Origin of the sequence: Deefgea sp. CFH1-16 (genome assembly GCF_016881365.1) — a bacterium.
GTDB lineage: Bacteria > Pseudomonadota > Gammaproteobacteria > Burkholderiales > Chitinibacteraceae > Deefgea.
Window position 1 is genome coordinate 573,139 of the sequence record NZ_WLYT01000001.1, and the last position, 21,612, is coordinate 594,750.

Sequence of the window (21,612 nt, forward strand, 5' to 3'; positions counted from 1 at the left end):
AAAAACGATTTATAATCAACAATCTAAAATGAAAAACATGGAAAATTTTCTTGGTAATTTCATTTATATCGGAACAACAAGCAATCGTTAATTAGTAAATACTAATATTCTAGAAAGATAAGGTACAGCTATTTAAAATCAATGAGGTTTAAAAACGTCAGATGCAAAAGATCAAATTGAAATTGAAAAACAACACAAAAAAGCCGTGCTGATTTACATCAACACAGCGCTTCAAAATACGGACTTTAGGGTTACAGCTGAGCAAATTCAATTTCACCCACGTCGTTAAATACATAATCAGGGCGATATGGGAATTCATTGAGCATGTCGAGCTTAGTCACGCCCGACAGCACCAGCGCGGTTTTCATACCAGCTTCAAGGCCGCCAACAATATCGGTGTCCATCCGGTCGCCGACCATCAAGCATTCTTCGGGATGAACGCCCAATTTTCGACTGGCGATCATCATCATTAATGCATTCGGCTTGCCGACGATATACGGTTTTTTTGCCGGTGGCTGCCGAAATCGCTGCCAAAATCGTGCCGGCTGCTGGCTCGTAACCGCCCTCAACCGGGTCTATCATATCGGGATTGGTGCCGATAAATTTGGCGCCATGGTCGATAAAGTGCACGGCTTTTTTCAGTTGCTCAAAACTAAACGTGGTCGATTTGGCCACCACCACATAATCGGGATTGGATTCGGACATCGAAAACCCAACGTTATACAACTCATTAATCAAGCCGCCACCGCCAATCACATACACTTTGGCGCCCTCTTTTTGGCTGCGTAAAAACATCGCAGTGGCCATTGCGCTGGTAATAAAATTGTCTTCAGTTAGGCCATGAATGCCTAAACTTTCCACTTTAAGTTTCAAATCGAGCGGCGTTTGTGACGCATTGTTGGTCAAAAACAAAAACGGTACATTGGCCGAAAGCAATTTCTGTACAAAGGTATCTGCCCCCGGAATCATTTGCTTGCCGCGATAAATTACGCCATCCATATCAGAAATAATGCTTTTAATCACAGCGCAACTCCACACCATTAAAAAAACAATAAGGCTACACCATGGGGCTGCGCAGTGCAGCTCGATTAATACGCTTTTTTGCGTTGCCCCCCAATCAATCGATTAAATAGCCACGTCATTGGGGCTAGATCAAACAAAAAGCTGCGACGTTCACGCGGCATGCGGGCAAAGCCCACGGCGGCAAGCCCACTTTTACAGATCGACTTATCCAGCATGGCGGGTAAAATGCTGACATGAGCACCACACTAGCCAATGCGGTTGACGCAGAAATCATTATTAAAAAAAGTCGTTTTATCGGTTATGTCATTCCGGTAAGTAATCGCGCCCAAGCTTTAGCCTTAGTCGCCGACTTTAAACAACAACACCCCGAAGCACGGCATGTTTGCTGGGCCTTACTCGCTGGTGGTGAATCGGGAATGTCGGACGATGGTGAACCATCGGGTACTGCCGCGCGGCCGATGATGCAAGTTTTGCAACATAAGCATTTAGATGGTGTTTTGGCGGTGGTGATTCGTTACTTTGGCGGCATTAAGCTCGGGGCCGGTGGCTTAACTCGGGCCTACACCGATGCGATTGCGCGCCCTTTATTGGCCGCTGAATATATCGAAACCGTGCCAATGGATGTATTGCAAGTGGCGCTGCCGTTTGCCGAAGAAAATAAAGTTCGCCACTACTTGCAACAACACAGCATTGACATTGGCCGCAGCGATTTTACCAACACCGAAGTCATTCTGAGCTTAACGCTCCCTCGCCATTTGCGAGAAACCACACTCAATCAACTACATCAACTCTGTCGCGGGCAATTACGCTTACTTGAAAGTGACACATAGTCATCGTTTTTTCTAAATATATTGATAGCTCATCGTACAGCGCGTAAGCTTTAAGTCCGCATTGTGCAGGTGCAGCAAAATGAACTCATCGGAAAGTCAAGTTTTAGCCTTACTTGAGCGCAGCAAGCAGCTCACGTATAGCGAGCCTAACACTTCATTGGCACTGGCTACAGAAGCGGCTCAGCAGGCTAAAACGGGCTGCTCCCCGCGTCTGCAAATTGCCGCCTCACATCAACAGATGAGCATGTTGTTTGCTTTTGGCCAAATCCATGAAGGCTGTCATGCCCTACTGCCCGCTTTAGTTATCGCCGAAGCCAATGATTTAGAAGCCGAGCGCGGCGATCTATTGCATCACTTGGGCGTCGCGCACTACACCCTCGGTGAATACAGCACAGCGATTGATTATTGGTCTGATTGTCTTGATTTGGGCAATGTCCAATTTGCCAATGAAACACGGATTAATGCGCATATTGGTTTAGGGCAAATCTATTTCGCCTGTAGCCGCTTTGCCGATGCGCTGCGCCACCATCGTCAAGCCGAATCACGGATCAATGCGCAGACCAATCATGAATTGCAAGCTCGGCTGTGTATTAATCTAGTGGCTGATTTATACGCGCTAGAGGATTTTGCTGCGGCGCAAGTCGCGCTCAATAAAGCCGAAGCCATTACTCGTACCATCCAGCATTTAGAATATCTTGGCGAGGTATTTTCTTATAAGTCACTGCTGGCCTTAGCCCGAGGCGAATACCTAGAGGCCAATGCCTATATTCAAGAAGGCCGCCACATTGTACATTTTTGGGCTTGGGGTGAAATTAGCTGGCACATCGTCCATGGTCGCACCCAGCAAGCGCAAGGGCAATTGTCGGCGGCTGTGGCCAGCTTTATGAGTGCACTCGATATGTCCAAGCGCATGGGTTGTGGGCATAAGATTTTTTTAATTCATCAATTTTTAGCCGGTCTATTTCGTGAAATGGGCCAAGCTCCCGAAGCGGAATATCATCATCGGCTTTATCAAGAAAATTTCCACCGATTGCTCGACCCACAGTTGTTTGCGCGGCTAGCGCAACTTGAGCAACAATTACTGCAAAGTCATCCAACGACCTCGTCAATCGTTGTGCCAGCATAAACAAATCAAACACAGTAAGGCATTGCGCCACCACACCGCGATATACTGGGTCTATTGACTGACTTTTTGGTGGCGAACAATGCAAAACTTTAGCTTTCATAATCCCTGTCGTATCGAATTTGGTCACGGCAGTATCGCCAAAATCAGCACATTAATTCCCCCGCAAGCGCGTGTTTTATTGCTCTACGGCGGCGGCAGCATTCATCGCAACGGCGTGTATGACCAAGTTTGCAGCGCGCTTAAAAGTCATCACTGGCAAGCTTTTTCTGGCATTGAAGCCAATCCTGAATACGAAACCTTAATGCAAGCCGTGCGTTTTGGCCGTGAGCAGCAACTCGACTATATCTTGGCCGTCGGCGGTGGCTCGGTCATCGATGGCGCTAAATTTATTGCCGCAGCCATCCCACATACTGGCGATTGCTGGCTGATCGTTGGCAATCGCACGCCACTACTGAGCGCATTACCGATTGGCGTAGTGTTAACGCTACCCGCCACCGGATCAGAAAGTAATTTTGCCGCAGTGATTTCACGCCGTGAAACCAATGACAAAACTCTCGTTTAAAAACCCTTTAGTGTTCCCCAACTTTGCCATTCTTGATCCAAGCAGCACGCTGTCTTTGCCTGCTCAACAAATTGGTAATGGCATTGTCGATGCCTTTGTGCACACCACCGAGCAATACCTGACTTATCCATGCGATGCGCGAGTTCAAGATCGTTTGGCCGAAGGCATTTTGCAAACACTAATCGAAGTCGGCCCGATTACTTTACATGATCCCAATGATTATGCGGCACGCGCCAATATGATGTGGGCTGCCAACCAAGCCTTGTTTGGCTTAGTCGGACTGGGCCAAGCCCAAGATTGGGCCACGCATGCCATGGGCCATGAGTTAACGATGTTGTATGGCCTTGATCATGCGCGCACCTTGGCAATTATTTTGCCCGCCCTGTGGCGTTATCGTTTTGCCGCCAAACAAGCCAAATTAACGCAAATGGGCCGCCGCGTTTGGCAGCTTCACGGTGACGATATCAGCGTCGCGCAGCAAGCCATTGCCGCGACTGAGCAATTTTTTATTGCCATGGGTTTGCCGACACGATTGAGCGACTATCAAATCGATGCCGCTGAAGCCGCCGATCGCGTGGCAGCACAACTGATACGCCACAATCGCTTACTACTTGGCGAGAAAGCTGACTTAAATACCGAGGATTGTCGTGCCATTTTACTGACAACAAGCTGATAGGCTTGTAAATTTTAAATATAACAATGGTATGCTGCTGATTCCGCCTAATGCGATATCAATAATGACCCTTGTTGAACTTGAACGTAGCCTCAATCGTGCGCAAAAATTAGTCCATACCCAAAGCGCCGAGGCCTTGCAGCTGGCCTTGAGCGCCAAGCCTCTGGCTCAGCAACTCAAAGCAATCCGCCTGTTTGCGCAAGCGCTATTTTTATGCGCGCAAGCGCATTTTAATTTTGGTCGCTACCTTGAATCATTACGCGATTTAGCTGAATTAAATACACTCGCCAATCTAGAAAATATTGCTACGTATGAGGGTGCACGCCTTAATCTATATATGCTCGTGTGCAATATACCCTTGGTGCCTATCATCTAGCTCGTGATAGCTGGAATCGCTGCCTCACCCTACCCGACGAGGCCATCGCGCTGGAGTCTCGCGTTCAAGCACATATTGGTTTAGGGCAACTGTATTATGCCCATGAACACTATCAAACAGCGCTCACCCATCACCGCAAAGCGCAAGAGCTCGCCAGCCATGAAGACCATCATTTACATGCCAGTATTTTAATTAATATTGCGGCAGATTTAATCGGCTGCGCGCAGCTCGACGAAGCCTATCGCAACTTAAAAAGTGCCCTGCCCTTAGTCAAAGCCGATCAAAGCTATCGCAATGAGGGTGAGATTTATATGAATATTGGCTTGATTCAATTCTTACGTGGTGATCTGGATCGCGCCACCATTAGTTTGATGGTGGCACTCAAAATCAATCGTCTGCATCACCATCAATGGAGCGAAGCCAATACCATGCTGGTGTTAGGTCGATGTCAAACCGCCAAAGGCGACGTTGATTTAGCCATTGAAACACTGCATTCGGCGCTGTATACCGCCAGCCATTTAGGGATTCGTCATCAGCAAGCCAGCATTCATGCTGCCCTAGCGCAAAGTTACACCGTCAAACACGATCCCGAATCCGCCCAGCGTCATCAAGACCAACACCAGCATTTACGGCTGCAATTACGCAACGAAATTCATCAAGCCGAACTCGAGACGATGGAGTTGCCGTTTGCCTAGGGTCTGTTGAGCCGTACTCAACGTCAACCCCAACCCAAGTACCGCCACAGCGATTAAACATAGATTCTGCGTAATACTGTCGATTACGACGATTGACTAATGGCAAAGAGTCAGCAAAAAACAAGAAACACTGCGTAAAAATCAAAATAAAACCAGCTTAACGTCAGTCAATTATGTTTTTTACGATACCCACATTAAATTTGCGACTTTCATCGAGCATTTTTTCCGTTAAAAATTCACTCTTTAGCCGTAATTGCCTGCTGGAGACGCCCTTCATGATGGATCCCACCGCCGTGAGCCACGTGACCTCGCCTGAACGTTTGCGCGAAATTCCCTACAACTACACTTCTTTTTCCGATCGTGAAATTGTCATTCGCCTGATGGGTGAAGATGCATGGCGGGTACTGGATGAATTACGGCAAGAGCGTAAAACCGGCCGATCGGCACGGATGCTGTTTGAAGTATTGGGTGATATTTGGGTCGTGAAACGCAATCCTTACGTCCAAGACGATTTACTGGAAAACAATAAACGCTTACAACTCTTAGTTGAAGCAATGCACCACCGTTTGCACGAAATTGAAAAACGCCGCCAAAGTAATGAGCGAGTAAATATTTTACTCGCTCGCACACGGCAAGCGGTGGATGCGTTTGAACGCGAATTTCGTGACGTTGCCATTTTGCGCAAAAAAACGCTTAAAAAAATGGCCGCCCACACCCGCCGCGATAATATCCAATTTGATGGTTTAGCGCGCGTGAGCCATGTGACGGACGCCACCGATTGGCGCGTTGAATATCCATTTGTGGTGCTGTGCCCAGATACCGAAGCCGAAATGGCCCCCTTGGTTGCGGCCTGTATTGAGCTCGGGTTAACCGTGATTCCTCGTGGCGGCGGCACCGGCTATACCGGCGGCGCAGTGCCGCTCACGCCGCTCTCGGCGGTGATTAACACTGAAAAACTCGATCGCCATCAAGGCGTAGAGACCATGCGCATTGCTGGTGTGAATCACGACGTCACCACCATTCATTGCGGCGCAGGCGTTGTGACCCGCCGCGTGATGGAAGCGGCGGAAGAAGCCGGTTTAGTGTTTGCAGTCGATCCAACTTCGGCCGATGCTTCTTGTATTGGCGGCAATGTGGCGATGAATGCTGGCGGTAAAAAAGCCGTGTTGTGGGGCACAGCGCTCGACAATCTGGTGAGCTGGAAAATGGTCGACCCCGATGGCAATTGGTTGTTCATCGAGCGGATGGATGGATCACAATCTGGGCAAAATCCACGATGCGCCGCAAGCAACGTTTTGCATCAGCAAAATTTAAACCCGATGGCAAAACCAAAATCGGCGAAGAAACCTTGGTGATTCCAGGGGCCAAATTTAGAAAAGAAGGCCTGGGTAAAGACGTTACCGATAAATTCTTAGCAGGCTTGCCGGGCATTCAAAAAGAAGGCTGTGATGGCTTAATTACCAGTGCGCGCTTTGTTTTACACCGCATGCCGAATCATATCCGCACCGTGTGTTTAGAGTTTTTTGGTGAAGTCAGCCGCGCAGTACCGTCGATTGTTGAGATTAAAAATTATCTGGATGCCCATCCAACGGTGCAGCTGGCGGGTTTAGAGCATTTAGATTGGCGCTATGTGCGCGCCGTGGGTTATGCCACCAAGGCCAAGAGTAAAGGTCGCCCCAAAATGGTGTTGATCGCCGATATTGTATCGGACGATGAACGCGCACTCGGCGAAGCCACCAGCCATGTGGTGCAACTCGCCAACGCGCGTGGCGGCGAAGGATTTGTGGCGGTATTACCTGAACAACGCAAAAAATTCTGGCTCGATCGCGCTCGCACGGCCGCCATTGCCAAGCACACCAACGCCTTTAAAATTAATGAAGACGTGGTGATTCCACTACCGCGTTTGGGCGACTATTCTGATGCGATTGAGCGTATTAATATTGAATTGTCGATTCATAACAAGCTCGAGTTACTCGACAAACTAACGGCGTTTTTCCAGCAAGGACGCCTGCCGTTTGATACCAGCGATGCGCCGGTCAGTCACGATGTGCTGATTGGCGATCGCCGTGAATCGGCGCTGGCCTTTATTGAACGTTCGCGCATTCACTGGCAATGGGTCGGTCGCAATTTGGATGATGCGTTTGAACTGTATCAAACCGCATTCCCAATGATGCCGCTAGAAAAAATCCTCGATCCGGATGAATTACCGCAAAGTGTATTTCATGCCCTGCGCGACTCAGTGCTGCGAATTTCATACAAACGTGAATTACTCACTGATTTAGAAACGCTGTTTGGCGGGCGCACCGACAAATTAATTTTGGATGCGATTCACGCAATTCAGCAAAAAGTACTCAAAAGCCGCACCTGGATAGCGCTGCATATGCACGCCGGTGACGGCAATGTGCATACCAATATCCCAGTGAATTCTGACGATTACGAAATGCTGCAACGCGCACACCATGCCGTTGCCCGCATTATGCGCGTAGCGCGTGAGCTCAACGGGGTGATTTCTGGCGAGCACGGCATCGGCATTACCAAGTATGAATTCTTAACGCGCGAAGAGCTGGCGCCGTTTGAAGCCTACAAACAACGTATCGATCCAAACGGGCACTTTAACAAAGGCAAGCTCATGCCCGGCGCGGATTTGCGCGATGCGTATACGCCATCGTTTAGCCTGCTGGGCACTGAATCGCTGATTTTAGAGCAGTCAGACATCGGCAATATCAGCAATATGGTCAAAGACTGTTTGCGCTGCGGTAAATGTAAACCGGTCTGCTCAACGCATGTACCACGGGCGAATTTACTCTATAGCCCGCGCAATAAAATCTTAGCCACGGGGTTGCTCACCGAAGCCTTCTTGTACGAAGAACAAACGCGGCGCGGGATTTCGCTTAAGCATTTTGAAGAACTCGGTGACGTGGCTGACCATTGTACGGTTTGCCATCGCTGTGTGAATCCATGTCCAGTTAAAATCGACTTTGGTGACGTGACCATTGCCATGCGTAATTTCTTACGTAAAGAGGGCAAAAAGAAATTCAATCCCGGCTCTGCGCTGGGCATGGCGTTCTTGACGATGAAAGACCCAGCCACCATCAAATTGATGCGTACTGTCATGATCGGCTGGGGCTATAAAGGCCAACGCTTGGCGCACACGCTGGCCAAACGCTTTGGCTTAATTAAAAACGTCACCAAAGCACCACCAGCGACGCTAGGCACGGCATCGCTCAAAGCACAGGTCATTCACTTTGTGAATAAACCGATGCCCGGCGGCTTACCGAAAAAAACCGCCCGCGCTTTACTCGATGTTGAAGACAGCAATGTGGTGCCGGTGATTCGCGATCCAAAACGCCTGAATGAAGACACTGAAGCGGTGTTTTACTTCCCAGGTTGCGGCTCAGAGCGCTTATTTAGCCAAGTGGGTTTAGCCACACAAGCCATGCTGTGGCATGTGGGCGCAACCACGGTGTTGCCACCGGGCTACCTCTGCTGTGGGTACCCACAAACCTCGAGCGGTCAACAAGACAAGGGTGACAAAATTACGATGGATAACCGCGTGTTATTTCATCGGCTGGCTACCACCTTGAATTATCTCGACATTAAAACTGTCGTGGTGTCGTGTGGTACGTGTATGGATCAGCTGCAAAAATATCGCTTTGAAGATATTTTCCCCGGTTGCCGCCTACTCGATATTCATGAGTATTTGCTTGAAAAAGGCGTCAAACTTGAGGGTGTGAGTGGTACCCAGTATATGTATCACGAGCCATGCCATACCCCGATGAAAACCTATAAAGGCATCGATGTCGCTAATGAATTGATGGGGCAACGTGTTGATCTGAATGATCGTTGCTGTGGTGAGTCCGGCACGTTTGCCGTAGCCCGTCCTGACATCTCGACGCAAGTGCGTTTCCGTAAGCAAGAAGAGATGGAAAAAGGCGCGGCTAAACTGCGTAGCGATGCCAATGACACGAAAGCCAAAGTGAAGATTCTGACTTCATGTCCGTCATGCCTGCAAGGTTTAAGCCGATATGATAATGATGCAGATACCACGGCTGATTACATTGTCATTGAAATCGCTAAAAACGTGCTTGGCCCGAACTGGATGCCTGACTATGTCAAACAAGCCAGCCAAGGTGGTATTGAGCGCGTGTTACTCTAGGGTCTGTTGACGTTTGGCCCAATACTGCGTTACAAACTAGGTAACCCATCAATAGCAAGAGGGCGCGATATTTCGGCGCCCTCTTTTTTAACTTCTATTTTTTGCAACGATCAGTTCGATTGCGTAGAGGATTGCTCATGCAGGCCAACTGTCTACTGTGTACCACCGAGGGTGGCGAGTTAATGTGGCAAAATGATTTTGCACGCATTATTTTGGCCGATGAGGCCGGCTATCCGGGACTATGCCGCGTGATTTTAAACGCGCATCGGGTTGAAATGACCGATTTAACGCCGTCTGAGCGAAATCAGCTAATGAACCTCGTTTGGGAAGTCGAACGCATCGTTCGGCAATGCTTAAATCCGCATAAAATTAATTTAGCCAGCTTAGGTAATATGGTGCCACACGTGCACTGGCATATTATTCCGCGCTGGGAAAATGACCCGCACTTCCCTGCGCCCATCTGGGCCACCGCACAGCGCCAAGCCGAACCGATGGTCAGCACTGATCAACTGGCACAATTAAAACAACAATTAATGCACATCGTTGTATGAATATCCCACGCCCCACTGCCATAGATGCAGCAATCGCCACGCCACCATTTCAAGACGCCAGAAGCGCCAGAGATTGGCTGAAATTACTGCCTTTAATTAATGTGCCAGTGGCGCATGCAGAAGTCCGCTCAGCCATCACCGCGCTCAATCACAGCCAACTGGCGGCTTTAGATCGCCTAAAAATTATTGAGCAATTTCGCGAAACCATCCATGTATTACAAGACGGTTTTTTAAATCGTTACACCCAAAAAGCACTGCCACTGACCGAGATCGAACATCAATCTTGGCAAGCAGCGCTTACGCTATGGCAAGACTTAGAACAAAGCTATGCATCGATTTGGCAAGCGGCCATCGCTGGCCAGAGTGATGTTGCTGAATATATGACCTTATTGGCTGAACGTACTTTGTATTACAGCTTACAAGTCAATATTTGTTATATTTTGGTGCACCGTGTCATTCCACAAGCACAATGGGCGCAGCAATTTAGTCATTACACCCAAGCACAGCGCTTGGGGGTCGCGCAGCAAAAAGCCAAAGATAGTTTAATTACAATTGGCGGCGTCACCACGCCAGAAAATGTGTTTATCCATAGTTTATTACTGTCGGCAGCGAATCCGTTTCAATACAATTTGCGCAATCTAATGTGGATTTCAGCGTGTTTAGAAGTATTTTCTAGCCGTTGCGCCTTAGAGCATATTGCCGAAACGCTACCGAATCGCCCAGCTTTCACCATTGATTTTGAATTACCTGCTGCGCCAGAGCGCCGTGATCGGCCAAGCAAAGACAGCGAAATGGCCATCAGCACCTTGCAATTGGCTCAAGCGCTCAGCAAACGCATTAAATTACTCCGCCGTGGCGAAATGCCAGAAAAAATCGGTTTAGGTACCACATTAAGCCTGCAAGCGGCAGAAGCGCTGCTCACCGATTTATATCGGCAATGGTGCGAGCACCCTGTTGAGCGTTGTTTAGCACGTCGGGCAAGCCAAAAAACCGCTCAAATCGGTTTTGGGCTGAGCAATTTACACCAATGGATGGCGGTAGGTCGCTTTACGCCACCACCGCAAGCTGAGGCGCAAATCAGCAGCGAAGAATTAATGCAAATTCGTTTATTCGGTCAAACGAGCGCGTCTGCGCAATCGGCACCGGTAATTCGTACCCTGCCTTGGCAGGTGATTGATGAAACCGCCACTGGTTTACGCTTAGCAGCGCCGATTGGCGAAGAACGCATTGCTTTACAGCAATTATTGATTATTCAAGACCAGCAGCAGTATTTGATGGGGCAGATTCGTTGGCTTTCTGAACAAGACCAACAGCTCACCATCGGCGTGCAATTGCTACCCGGTGTACCACAAGCAGCATCCATTCGCGCCCAAGATGCGGCGCGCTTTGGGCAAACTGATTATATGTCGGTGCTATTGGTGCCGGCGCTTGTGGCCTTAAAGGTACCCAACTCCTTGCTACTGCCTACCGGCTGGTTTCGCCAAGGTCGATTGCTCGAATTATGGGATGGCTACCGCAAAACACGAATTCGCTTAGTCAGTATTTTAAGTCGCGGCGCTGATTTTGAGCGCGTCCATTTTGTGGCTTCTGGGACAATGGATTAGCTTCCCCTGCCAACGGCGCTAAAACTGAATAATTTCCCCCTGAATTAAGCGCCGTACCGCAGTTGTGGGCAACAATGCCAAGATCTGCGCCATGGTTTGCTCATCTTCGCTGGGTTTTAAATGGGTAATTAACACCTCAACGCCGGCGGGCGCTGATTTTAACTCGCGGGCTAAAGTGCTCGGGCAAAGGTGTTTGGCTAATTGGGCCAGTTTGGCATTGGATTCGGCAAATGCAGTTTCAATAATTAGCACCTTTAAGTCGCTAATCTGATTCACCGCCTGCCAAAATGCGGCTCCACCAATGGTATCGCCACTCAACACCAGCGATGCCGTTAAATTGCTCACTTGAAACGCCAATGCCGCAACCGTGTGCTCGGCGGGCAATGCCGTGATGGCCAAATCATCAATGCAATGCGTTTGCCCCACTTCAATCGGCACATATTGCAGCAAGGGCTGCTCAGCCGATGGAATCACACTAAAGTCGGGCCAAATTAGCCAATTAAAAAATATGCGTTTTCAGCGTTTGAATCGTCGCGGCACAAGCATGCACAATCACTGGACGCGTCCGTGCCCCCAACGTGGCGTCGAGCAATAAAGGTAAATAGGCAATATGATCTAAATGCGCATGCGTGAGAAAAACGTGTTCAATTTGCAATAATTCTGCACTACTTAACTCAGCCACGCCGGTGCCGGCATCCAGCAAAATAGTTTGATTCAATAAAAAAGCGGTGGTGTGGTGGGCGCCACCAATACCACCACTACACCCTAATACACGCAATGAAGTCATAATTTACCGAAAGAAAAACGCCATTCGAATACCTAAAATCTCAATTAAATCTTCTTCGTTTAATCGCAGCTCTGCCGCCTCAAGTGGCCGCCCATTCACACGGGGGCGTTGTTGTCCTTCGCTATGGGTAATAAAAAAACCCTGCTCTCGGCGAGAAATGACCGCCACTTGCTGCCCTACTTTACCCAAAGTATTACGCTCTTTATTGAGCAATAATTCACGCCCAGCATTCGCACCGGTGAGTACGCGAATCACCGCCTGCTTGGGTGCCGACTGCGTTTGTTCGATCAACGCCGATTGCTGCAGTGATAGTTGGCGATCACTGATGAATTTCAAACGATATTTGGCAATTTTAATTTCATCGCCATGATGTAAAGCATGGCGTTTAATTTTTTTACCATTCACCGATGTGCCATTGGTGCTTTGCTGATCTTCAATAAAGTAATGATCCCCAATGCATTCGAGTACCGCATGCACACCTGAAACGGCTAAATGATCAATATGAATTGCATTATTTGATCGACGCCCAATTAAAGTACGCTGGGCGCTTAAATTGATTTCTTTGACGGGTTTATCTTTCAAACTTAATACTAATTTAGCCATAAATCCAGACTTCCAATGCAGTAAACCCAGTGCAGTATGCTGCTGTCAAACTAAGTCGTTAAACAATTATCTTCTTGCATCGTGACCTCGCCTTGCCATAAAACTGAGCGTCACGCATAAAACCTTCAAAATTCTAAATGAAGGTGTGCTTTTAAAAAACGACTAACTTAACCAATCACCTACTTTTTTTAATAACCCTGTTGGTGCGGAAAAATCCCGATTAATTTTTTACCAAAATCACTGAAATATTATCTTTACCACCATGGGCATTGGCTAATTCAACCAAGGTACTGGCGATTAAATTTAAATTGCACTCGGGCGCGGCCATTTGCAAAGCGATCACGTCATCGGTCAGCATATCGCTCAAGCCATCAGAGCAAAATAAATACAGATCATCGATTTCAACGGCAAAATCATGAATCTCAGCCTGCACCTCAGGACCAACCCCAACCGCACGCGTGACTAGATTTTTATGCGGCGCATGGCGCGCATCCTCAGCGCTGATTAAGCCGGCATCGATCTGCTCTTGCAACAAGGAATGATCGTGTGACAACTGCTGCAACTGCTGCTGCCGAAAGCGATAAGCCCGCGAGTCACCGACATGCGCAATCGCCACCCGATTATCAAAAAATAAGCCACTGACCAAGGTCGTTCCCATGCCAGCGCATTGCGGATGTTTTTCACCGGTTTGAAAAATCATCGCGTTTGAACGATCGATCGCGATGGTGAGCATTTCAGCGGCAATTGCCGATAGGTTTTGCGAATTTTTATTGTGTAGCGCGATCATGGCCAATTGCGCCTGCATCACTTCATGCATCACCTCAACGGCAATGCTACTGGCCACTTCTCCGGCGTTGTAACCACCCATGCCATCGGCCAAAACTAAAAAACCCAATTCGGCATCGATGCGAATCGTATCTTCATTGTGTGAACGTAAACGCCCCACATCAGTCAGGCCCGACATCTCCAGCGCCGTGGCTAAGCTGCGCATTGGCCGCTCCTAGCTATATCGTCACCGCAGCAATCGGCCGCAGCTAAACGGCAAGGCGTTGTGAGCATGCGCAATGAAATATCCGGCAGCCCAAGTGTCATCCAACGCCAGTTCAAGCTGTGCCACAGAACGAGGCGACACAGAACCGGACGAGGATATACGACAACGTTGGAGGTATGATTTACAGATTTTACTTGCACTAAAATAGCACTCATCTCAGGGGTATATTTGCGCAAACTATTAAATTATTGCTATTCAAGCCAATACGTTAACAACAAGAATAAGGAAGTGCTGCGAACAATCTTTACGAAAAGCGTTCGCGGTAACAGTTTAATGAACGCTGCCAGTGAGATCTGCGGCGTGCTTTCTGCACTCATTACTGACATTAATTGAAATATTAAGTCAACCATTACGGCAAAGCCAATCCGCCGCGTTAGCAAGGAATCAGTCCGCAAACTACATATTGCATGTTCTAGCGGTGCTCTAGCAAACTCGACGTGTGCAATCGACGCGGTCTGTGGCTCAAACGTGGCATTTATGGGATTTCGGCGTATGGCATGCGCCGTTGGATAATCGCCGCTTTACGCAGTAAACGTCGATCTTTACGATTTTGATCAAAATAGCGCGGGTTGGTCACCATCGAGGCGAGTTTCGCTGCTTGCGCGGCGGTTAATTTTTTGGCGTCGATTCGATAATAATGCTGCGCAGCCGCTTGCACGCCAAAAACACCATCGCCCCACTCGATCACATTTAAATAAATCTCAAAAATTCGCTGCTTATCCAGCAAAGCTTCAATCATCACCGTGAGTACCGCTTCTTCCACTTTACGCAGTGGATTGCGACTACCCGATAGAAATAAATTCTTTGCCAATTGCTGCGTAATGGTCGAACCACCGGCGACAATACGACCTTTTTTGATATTTTTTTCCCACGCCGTTTGCAAGCCTTCCCAATCAAAGCCTTCGTGATCCAAAAATTTAGCGTCTTCTGCTGCCACTACGGCGCGTTTTAAATGCGGTGAAATTTGCGCGTAATCGACCCATTCAAACTCAAGCTGCGCCGCTGGGTTTTCGGCCTGTAGCCGCTCCAACTGCGTTTGCATAAATGCGCTATCGCTCGGATTAATCCAGCGCCAAGCCAAAATATGCAAAAACATCCAAACATTCCACAATAAAACCAAAATCAGCAACGCCGCCAAACTGCGGCCAATCCAGCCGAGAATCCCCGTTTTTTTCATTCTTTACCTATGGGTATATAAATGTAGGCCTTATTAAAAAATAGCTACATTCATATACTTAATTAAATTTGTTCGCGCATCCATTGCAATACCGGCGCAACATCAGGCCGTAAACCCGTCCACAACTCAAACGCCTCTGCCGCTTGCCCAACGAGCATCCCCAAGCCGTCGACACGCTGCTGCACCCCCGCTTCACGCGCTTGCGCCAAAAACGGCGTTTCGTTCTTGCTATACATCATGTCGTAAGCCAAGGCATTAGGCGCAAATATCGCATCGCCAATCGGTAAGCGCTCACCACTTAAGCTGGCGGACGTGGCATTGATCACAACGTCAAATTGCGAGCGATTGGCGATGGCCACATCATCGAGCAAATCATGAAAGCCCAGCGCCAGCACCGGCAGTGATACACCCTGAGCATGCAGCCAAGGCGCAGCCACTTCATCTAATAACTGCTGCGCTTTGCTTTGCGTTCGATTAGCAACCGATAGTGATTTGGGTTGTTGCTGTAATAACGGCAACAATGCGCCGCGTGCCGCGCCACCGGCGCCGAGCAATAAGATTCGTTGATCACGCAAATCAATGTGCCGCAAAAGATCGGCGACTAAACCGGCGCCATCGGTATTGTCTCCTTGCCAAGTGCCGTTAGCCTGTCGCACCAAGGTATTCACCGCACCGCAGCAGCAGCAGCACGCTCAGTCAGTTGCTCACCGACCCAACGAAAAGCTTCTTCTTTGAACGGCACAGTCACATTCGCCCCACGGCCACCCACATCGGCAAAGGCCTTCACCGTTGCCGCAAAACCATCTAAGGGCGCAAGTAATTGCTGGTAGACAAAACCGGCTATGGCGGGATGATCCGCGAACTGAGCGGCAAATGCAGCATGGATCTGTGGTGATTTGGAGTGCGCAATCGGATTACCAATCACAACATACGTCGGGTGAATCATCGTGCAGAACCCATTAAAAAGTGAGGTATAAGTGTTAAGAAAAAATCAGCTGGCATCGTGGCTTTACCTTGTTGGTACTGTACGGTCTGCGATTTAAGCGCATGGGCAATAATTCGATTGGTGAAGACTTTGCATGCGCCTCACTGTCGCAAGATTACAAAATCAAGCGCCGCCACTGCGCAAAATCACCCCTGTGTCCAAGGCAAACCTGCCCGCCTGCCAACCATTTTTACTGCCACGATGACTGTGCGCGTCTTTGTCACCCTCAAAGCCTTCTAAAATATTCATTGCCGCAGTGTAACCATGCTCGGCGGCCAGAACCGCAGCGTCATGCGAGCGCGCGCCCGAGCGGCATAAAAACAGTACCACCGCTTCAGGATCAACAGCGGCTTTGAGTTGCACTAGAAAATGCGGATTATTGGCCATCGTCGGATAGGTTTTCCATTCGATCATCTCGGCGCCAGGCACCACGCCAACAAACTGCCATTCGGCATGTGTACGCACATCAACCAACTGCACACTGGGTAGACTTTGCAATAAAGTCCACGCTTCGCTAGGGGTGACGATGCCAGCGTAAGGTAACCCTTGGCTCATGGCACGAGAACGCGCATTTTGCAAAATTTCATTATTTTGGCTCATCAAAATCCCCTTATTTTGTACATTCATCGAGTGGTCTATTTTAGCGGCATGTCTTACGTTACAGCTACATTTATTGACGCACCAAATCAGTGCAACAAACCAGTGCGCGCACTAAAAAAATACGCAAAAGTAAGTCCGCGACAGCAAAAAGATGTGGCACAATAGCTTGCATGTAAGATTTTGCTTGGCACACTTTGTGCTTGTAATCACTGCAACAGCATTTAATGCCGTTTTATCCCACTTTTAATTTTTGTTCATACTCGTCCTACAGGAGCGACAACATGGCGGTAGCCGACGTTCTCAAGCTTATTAAAGAAAACGACATTCGTTTCGTTGACTTGCGCTTCACCGACACTATTGGTAAAGAGCACCACGTAACTGTTCCTTCTCACGTCGTTGATGAAGAATGGTTCGAAGCGGGTCACGCTTTCGATGGTTCATCGATCGCCGGCTGGAAAGGCATTCAAGCTTCCGACATGCTGTTGTTGCCAGATCCTGCAACAGCCAATATCGATCCATTCTTTGATGAGCCAACGCTGATCATGACTTGCGATGTGATCGAGCCAGCAACTGGCAAAGGTTACGATCGTGATCCACGTTCATTAGCACGCCGCGCTGAAGCTTATTTGAAAACCACAGGTATCGGCGACACCGCTTACTTTGGTCCAGAGCCAGAATTCTTTATTTTTGACAGCATCCGTTGGAACACGGATATGTCAGGCTCGTTCGTAAAAATCGGTTCAGACGAAGGCGCTTGGGCCACTGCTGACGAAGTACAAGGCGGCAACCTCGGTCACCGTCCACGCGTTAAAGGCGGCTACTTCCCAGTACCTCCAGTTGACAGCCATCAAGACATCCGCGCCTCTATGGTGTTGATCTTGGAAGAAATGGGCGTGCCAGTTGAAGTGTTCCACCACGAAGTTTCAAACGCAGGTCAAAATGAGATCGGTACTAAATTCTCTACTTTGACCCAGCGCGCTGACTGGACTCAAATCCTGAAATACGTGGTGCACAACGTTGCCAACCAATACGGCAAAACAGCCACGTTTATGCCAAAACCAATCGTTGGCGACAACGGTTCAGGCATGCACGTTCACCAGTCAATCTGGAAAGACGGCAAAAACTTGTTTGCGGGTAATGAATACGCAGGCTTGTCTGAAACTGCTCTGTTCTACATCGGCGGTATCATCAAGCACGCCAAAGCATTGAACGCGATCACCAACCCAGGCACGAACTCGTACAAACGTTTGGTACCGCATTACGAAGCACCGGTTAAATTGGCTTACTCGGCTAAAAACCGTTCTGCATCGATCCGTATTCCGCACGTTGCGTCTGAAAAAGGCCGTCGTATCGAAGCGCGCTTCCCAGATCCATTGGCTAATCCGTACCTATGCTTTGCCGCTTTGATGATGGCTGGCTTGGATGGTATCCAAAACAAGATTCACCCAGGCGATCCAGCGGACAAAAACTTGTACGATTTGCCACCAGAAGAAGACAAATTGATCCCTACAGTTTTGCTCATCTTTGGATCAAGCTTTGGAAGCACTTGATGCAGACCGTGAATTCTTGACTCGTGGTGGCGTATTCACTAACGAATGGATTGATTCATACATCGAGCTCAAAATGAACGATGTAAACCGTTCACGCATGAACGTGCATCCAGTTGAATTTGATATGTATTACTCATTGTAATTTTTAGGGCGGATAGCTCCGCCCCAAAAATTGACGCAAAAACCCGCACTCAGCCTCGCTGATGCGGGTTTTTTTATGGCTAACGATCAAGGCAAAAGGGTTCAACCGCGCCACCGGCGGCTATCGCTGCCGCACTAGCCACAAAGAAAGCTTTTTTTGCGCGCAAGACCGGATAAAAAATGCCGCTCACTTGGCTTAAGTGAACGGCATTCGGTTTTTGTCGCGATTGAGGATTAGCCTCAATTAATCATTCTTTTCTAGCTCGAAATAGAAAAACTCACTGGTACCATCATCGTTATCACTGGCGATTGCGCCTTTGATTTCGTCTTCTTCGCTACTAATAATCGCCAAAGATTCCGCTTTGGTAATCACAACGCGACCGCCTTGGTCAAGCAAAGGTACTGACGTTGGCGTCAAATTAAGTACCACACCGTCTTTCAGTTTTTCCAATGGAATGACACCAATGAAGCTACCCAAAATTTGGCCATCGTTGTAAGAGTCGCCAGTGGCTTCCACTGAGGCGGTGTAAACCAAACCTGTTATTTTTCGCCCAGAAATCGCCGCCAGATAGGCCCGCTTCAAAGTTCGCCACGACTGGCAAAGTTACTTTGAAAGTGTCTACTTTGCTGAAGGTTTCTAGTTTATTGAACATATATTCAATCAACTCATGCTGCTTCACAGCAAAAATCAGATTGCCGCCACCATTGCCACGGTTGAAGATGTACGCTTTGCCGTTGCCTAGAGCCACGCCTTCAATATTGAGTTCAGCAATACCCGCTGCCGTTTTCAGCTGCGTGTATAAGCTAGTCAGGCTACGCTCATGTTTGCTAATGCGATCGCTAGAGAGCAAAAAGCCCACTTCGCGATTTGATTTACTGCCCGAGCCTAGCGTTAAGCTCCAAGTTTGTTTACCTTGGCGAAATTGCGCTAAGGCTTCAAAGTCAGGTTTTACTTTTTTTTATTGATCCGGCCCGTAGCTGGGTCGATTGGATACTCCTTAATCAACTGTTTATCAGTGATATAGAAATTCTTATCGAGTTTCAAACAGCCATTGAGCATCATCACCCACCGCATAGAAAAAACCATTGCGATAATTCAGACCAGAAGCCGATGGCAGATCACGGTTGATGTGAGCTTGACCCAACTCCAGTGTGTAGCTTTCGGCATTGGCGTGCAGGGCAAAAGTAGCTGCGAGTGTTGCGGCGAGAAGATGTTTAAGCATGGTGTCCTTACTCTATTAGACGTAAAAAAATATAAAATTGGGTTGTTTTATCGCGCCAAATAATGACTCAAATATTACATTTTTTTTACATAATTGTGTGTATTATTTCCATTGCTTTCTATAAAATCTTACTAATCACTCATCAATAGAACAGGGTGAGTTGATTTAAATTTTTAATCTAAATTAATGGCTTACGTTACGTATAAGGTATTGATGTATTTTGCTTGAGCTCTTTTTTTGTAAAGCTTAGCGAGCAATACCTCGGCCAATTCCTATGCCTTGTTAAGCAACAGCCTCTGCATGATTGTGTTGGTTTGATGAAGAAAAATAGTCAGATTCCTGAATTAAATTCGCCAAGTAAGCAGTAGCAAGGCAAGATGCTGGGCGACCTGATGTAGATCCGCTCGTTTATAAATTAAAGCCCTAAATTATGGCAATGAAATTTAATGGCATTAATCTGTATACGCTGGCGCCAATCCTCAGCCAAGAGCCAAAACGACATGCGCAAATATTAAATATTGCGGGTGAATGGATGGTTTTGTTGGGTAAGAAAATGGCGTTGACCGACGACGCAGATTTGCTCGGCTATTGCACGAAGCGCATGTATTCGTGCCGCAAACGTTTGCTGATCAGCGTGCAGCAGCAGATTTTCTAGATGCGCATACAGCGCGTTTTGCCAGTGTGTCGTGGTAAAGGCTTTGCGCTCCTATCCAAATAAGATCTCGCGCCACTGCCACCATCAGCTGTACTACTAACGCTTACGCTATTCACTGATATTTTAATCGCAGGTATATCGCCTTATCAGGCCGCCGCGAGTGGACGTATTGAAGTGATCTGCAGAGCAATGTTGATGTTAAAAATCAGCTTGATCTGTGACTGCAAAAATTAAATTCGATATCGCAGTTGTAATAGAACCACGCATTATTTATTTAAACCAAGGGATTACTATGTTCAAAATTGGCACGGCTTTGGCAGCCGTTCTTGTCTTTCAATTGGCTCAAGCGGCATCACTAGAAGCTATTCAAAAAAGTGGCCAAATTGTCATTGGCGTAAAAGACTCTTCGCCGCCATTCTCACAACTCGATGTTAAAACCCGCGCCCTCAAAGGGTATGACATTGACTTTGCCTTGGGCATTGCCAAGCGCTTGAAGGTGAAACCTGTGTTTAAAACCTTAGAGTCAGACGATCGCATTCCTTGGGTTAAGGAAGGTAAAGCGGATATTGTCATCGCTGATTTAGCGCGGAGCGCGGAGCGCGAGAAAGAAGTCGCTTTTAGTACCGGTTATTTTGTAACTGATACGCGCATTCTGGCCAAAAAAGGGCGCTTTAAATCTGAAAGAGATTTAGCAGGCAGCCAAATTGCGCTGACTTCGGCATCCAGCTCGGTCAAATTAATGCGCAAGTCTTTCCCCGATACTAAACTCGCTGAATTTGAAGATAAACCAGAAATGTTAAAGGCGGTATTGGCGGGGGTTGTCGACGGAATGTTGGGTGACGGGCCAGTGATGACCGCCACATTGGCGCAAATTCCTGCAGCACAGCGTAGTCAATTTGAGGTGAGTGATTTTGCGTTGGATACGAAAACCTTTGGTGTCGCTATGCCCAAAGACGAAAAAACGCTACAAATTGCAGTGAATAATGCGCTCGTCGATATGGAGACCTCAGGTGACGCTCTGGCGATCTTTAATCGCTGGTTTGGCCCGCAAAGTAGCCAACCAATGGGGCGAATTTTTAGAATTAGCCCAAGCCGAAATTAACTCGCACCAATCGCTTCCTCAATTTAATACGGCTAAGAAAAAACCGGACCTCAGTGGCATCGTGCCGTTCACTTAAGCGCAAGTGAGCGGCATTTTTTATTGCCGATGCTTTGCCACACACATCATCAAAACAACAATATAT

22 protein-coding genes and 3 pseudogenes are annotated in these 21,612 nt (G+C 48.0%); 12 read left to right on the forward strand and 13 right to left on the reverse strand.

Going from position 1 to position 21,612, the window contains the following annotated elements; translation table 11 throughout:
- Nucleotides 1-251: 251 nt before the first annotated feature.
- Nucleotides 252-470 carry an HAD hydrolase-like protein gene (locus GKO28_RS19095; RefSeq protein ID WP_307838934.1) on the reverse strand — a complete coding sequence of 73 codons (219 nt, stop codon included), beginning with the start codon at nt 468-470 and terminating at the stop codon, nt 252-254.
- Entirely contained in the window at nt 376-1,023 is a 648-nt protein-coding gene (locus GKO28_RS03035; RefSeq protein WP_307838935.1) for a hypothetical protein, read from the reverse strand. The genes GKO28_RS19095 and GKO28_RS03035 overlap by 95 nt, the downstream gene beginning before the upstream one ends.
- 233 nt (nt 1,024-1,256) lie before the next feature.
- Between GKO28_RS03035 and GKO28_RS03040 the strand changes: the two genes are divergently transcribed.
- From GKO28_RS03040 to GKO28_RS03075, 9 genes and pseudogenes are all read left to right on the forward strand, one after another.
- Nucleotides 1,257-1,853, forward strand: coding sequence for a YigZ family protein (locus GKO28_RS03040; RefSeq protein ID WP_182075315.1), 597 nt, complete (start codon nt 1,257-1,259; stop codon nt 1,851-1,853).
- Between the two features lie 79 nt (nt 1,854-1,932).
- A complete protein-coding gene (locus tag GKO28_RS03045) occupies nt 1,933-2,979 on the forward strand; it encodes a hypothetical protein (protein WP_182075316.1) in 1,047 nt (348 codons plus the stop codon).
- Nucleotides 2,980-3,058: 79 nt separating this feature from the next.
- A complete protein-coding gene (locus tag GKO28_RS20990) occupies nt 3,059-3,541 on the forward strand; it encodes an iron-containing alcohol dehydrogenase (RefSeq protein ID WP_282099213.1) in 483 nt (160 codons plus the stop codon).
- Nucleotides 3,522-4,214, forward strand: coding sequence for an iron-containing alcohol dehydrogenase (locus GKO28_RS20995; RefSeq protein ID WP_282099214.1), 693 nt, complete (start codon nt 3,522-3,524; stop codon nt 4,212-4,214). Before GKO28_RS20990 ends, GKO28_RS20995 begins: the two co-directional genes overlap by 20 nt.
- Nucleotides 4,215-4,278: 64 nt before the next feature.
- Nucleotides 4,279-4,590, forward strand: coding sequence for a hypothetical protein (locus GKO28_RS03055; RefSeq protein ID WP_182075317.1), 312 nt, complete (start codon nt 4,279-4,281; stop codon nt 4,588-4,590).
- Nucleotides 4,560-5,285: a lipopolysaccharide assembly protein LapB gene (locus GKO28_RS03060; RefSeq protein ID WP_182075318.1), complete on the forward strand. Its 726-nt coding sequence runs from the start codon at nt 4,560-4,562 to the stop codon at nt 5,283-5,285. The genes GKO28_RS03055 and GKO28_RS03060 overlap by 31 nt, the downstream gene beginning before the upstream one ends.
- 293 nt (nt 5,286-5,578) lie before the next feature.
- Nucleotides 5,579-9,441 (forward strand): annotated as a pseudogene (locus GKO28_RS03065) (DUF3683 domain-containing protein).
- Nucleotides 9,442-9,578: 137 nt separating this feature from the next.
- Nucleotides 9,579-9,992 carry an HIT family protein gene (locus GKO28_RS03070; protein WP_182075319.1) on the forward strand — a complete coding sequence of 138 codons (414 nt, stop codon included), beginning with the start codon at nt 9,579-9,581 and terminating at the stop codon, nt 9,990-9,992.
- Nucleotides 9,989-11,596 (forward strand): hypothetical protein, encoded by a 1,608-nt coding sequence (locus GKO28_RS03075; RefSeq protein ID WP_182075320.1) that lies wholly within the window; start codon nt 9,989-9,991, stop codon nt 11,594-11,596. Before GKO28_RS03070 ends, GKO28_RS03075 begins: the two co-directional genes overlap by 4 nt.
- An 18-nt stretch (nt 11,597-11,614) precedes the next feature.
- Here GKO28_RS03075 and GKO28_RS03080 read toward each other — a convergent pair whose 3' ends face one another.
- From GKO28_RS03080 to GKO28_RS03110, 8 genes are all read right to left on the reverse strand, one after another.
- Nucleotides 11,615-12,070, reverse strand: a complete 456-nt coding sequence (locus GKO28_RS03080; protein WP_203563878.1) for a hypothetical protein — start codon at nt 12,068-12,070, stop codon at nt 11,615-11,617.
- 25 nt (nt 12,071-12,095) lie between these two features.
- A complete protein-coding gene (locus tag GKO28_RS03085) occupies nt 12,096-12,383 on the reverse strand; it encodes an MBL fold metallo-hydrolase (RefSeq protein WP_203563879.1) in 288 nt (95 codons plus the stop codon).
- Nucleotides 12,384-12,386: 3 nt separating this feature from the next.
- The gene (locus GKO28_RS03090; protein WP_182075321.1) at nt 12,387-12,986 is read right to left on the reverse strand and encodes an FHA domain-containing protein; all 600 of its coding nucleotides are present in this window, start codon (nt 12,984-12,986) and stop codon (nt 12,387-12,389) included.
- A gap of 220 nt (nt 12,987-13,206) precedes the next feature.
- On the reverse strand, nt 13,207-13,977 hold the full coding sequence (locus tag GKO28_RS03095) for a Stp1/IreP family PP2C-type Ser/Thr phosphatase (RefSeq protein WP_203563880.1): 771 nt from the start codon (nt 13,975-13,977) through the stop codon (nt 13,207-13,209).
- 535 nt (nt 13,978-14,512) lie between these two features.
- Entirely contained in the window at nt 14,513-15,214 is a 702-nt protein-coding gene (gene mtgA, locus GKO28_RS03100; protein WP_182075322.1) for a monofunctional biosynthetic peptidoglycan transglycosylase, read from the reverse strand.
- A gap of 62 nt (nt 15,215-15,276) precedes the next feature.
- Nucleotides 15,277-15,882, reverse strand: a complete 606-nt coding sequence (gene aroE, locus GKO28_RS03105; protein WP_374220706.1) for a shikimate dehydrogenase — start codon at nt 15,880-15,882, stop codon at nt 15,277-15,279.
- Nucleotides 15,879-16,160: a hypothetical protein gene (locus GKO28_RS22615; protein WP_374220707.1), complete on the reverse strand. Its 282-nt coding sequence runs from the start codon at nt 16,158-16,160 to the stop codon at nt 15,879-15,881. Before GKO28_RS22615 ends, aroE begins: the two co-directional genes overlap by 4 nt.
- Nucleotides 16,161-16,322: 162 nt before the next feature.
- Entirely contained in the window at nt 16,323-16,799 is a 477-nt protein-coding gene (locus tag GKO28_RS03110) for a rhodanese-like domain-containing protein (RefSeq protein WP_247646314.1), read from the reverse strand.
- Between the two features lie 281 nt (nt 16,800-17,080).
- On the opposite strand from GKO28_RS03110, the pseudogene glnA reads away from it, so the two are divergent.
- Nucleotides 17,081-18,491, forward strand: a pseudogene (glnA, locus tag GKO28_RS03115) (type I glutamate--ammonia ligase).
- Between the two features lie 243 nt (nt 18,492-18,734).
- Here glnA and GKO28_RS03120 read toward each other — a convergent pair.
- The 3 genes and pseudogenes from GKO28_RS03120 to GKO28_RS03125 form a co-directional block, all read right to left on the reverse strand.
- Nucleotides 18,735-19,073 (reverse strand): hypothetical protein, encoded by a 339-nt coding sequence (locus GKO28_RS03120; protein ID WP_203563881.1) that lies wholly within the window; start codon nt 19,071-19,073, stop codon nt 18,735-18,737.
- Nucleotides 18,961-19,389 (reverse strand): annotated as a pseudogene (locus GKO28_RS22620) (hypothetical protein); the annotation flags it as partial. The pseudogene GKO28_RS22620 and the gene GKO28_RS03120, both read right to left, overlap by 113 nt.
- A gap of 132 nt (nt 19,390-19,521) precedes the next feature.
- Complete coding sequence (locus GKO28_RS03125) at nt 19,522-19,713, reverse strand: hypothetical protein (protein ID WP_182075325.1); 192 nt, start codon at nt 19,711-19,713, stop codon at nt 19,522-19,524.
- A gap of 430 nt (nt 19,714-20,143) precedes the next feature.
- Here GKO28_RS03125 and GKO28_RS03130 point away from each other — a divergent pair, with 430 nt between their 5' ends.
- The gene (locus tag GKO28_RS03130) at nt 20,144-20,368 is read left to right on the forward strand and encodes a hypothetical protein (RefSeq protein ID WP_182075326.1); all 225 of its coding nucleotides are present in this window, start codon (nt 20,144-20,146) and stop codon (nt 20,366-20,368) included.
- A 292-nt stretch (nt 20,369-20,660) separates the two neighbouring features.
- The gene (locus GKO28_RS03135) at nt 20,661-21,470 is read left to right on the forward strand and encodes a transporter substrate-binding domain-containing protein (protein ID WP_182075327.1); all 810 of its coding nucleotides are present in this window, start codon (nt 20,661-20,663) and stop codon (nt 21,468-21,470) included.
- Nucleotides 21,471-21,612: the final 142 nt, after the last annotated feature.